Origin of the sequence: Stenotrophomonas sp. DDT-1 (genome assembly GCF_001580555.1) — a bacterium.
In the GTDB taxonomy this organism is placed as follows: Bacteria; Pseudomonadota; Gammaproteobacteria; order Xanthomonadales; family Xanthomonadaceae; genus Stenotrophomonas; species Stenotrophomonas sepilia.
In genome coordinates, this window is record NZ_LEKR01000094.1 from 1 (window position 1) to 555 (window position 555).

General features: G+C 53.2%; 1 rRNA gene. It reads left to right on the forward strand.

The features are described from left to right. The first annotated feature begins 3 nt into the window (after positions 1-3). A 5S ribosomal RNA gene (gene rrf / locus AB839_RS20865) occupies positions 4-118 on the forward strand. Positions 119-555 lie beyond the last annotated feature (437 nt).

The following is a 555-nucleotide window of genomic DNA, read 5'->3' on the forward strand; positions in this document are numbered from 1 at the left end:
CTCCCTGGTGAAATTAGCGCTGTGGAACCACCCGATCCCATCCCGAACTCGGAAGTGAAACGCAGCTGCGCCGATGGTAGTGTGGCTCAAGCCATGCGAGAGTAGGTCATCGCCAGGGTTTACACCCGAGAACCCCGCTGCTTGCGCAGCGGGGTTTTCCTTTTTTTGCAGGCACCTGGTTTTACTTGGACTTGCAGCAACAACTTCACGAAGAGCTTCAAGTTCCTTCAACAAGTTGTTGACAAAGCTGAAAGGCCTGCCATAATAGGCGGCTCGCAACGACGAAAGACCCTCGGGTCCAACGACGAAGCAGCATCGGCAACAACGTCCACTCCGGTGAGACGGCCTTGAAAAAAGGTGTTGACGAAGCGGAAAAGCCGGCTATAATGGGCGGCTCGCTACGAAGGAAACTTCGCAGCACACGGGAACGGCGCTGAGGCCACTTCCCCGGATCTTTGAAAGTATGCGCAGGTATCTTGTGAAGGCGCCTGCAGGAAGGATGATTGTCCATCTTGCAGACGTTTGATCAAGCAACTATTAATTGTTTTAAAGCAA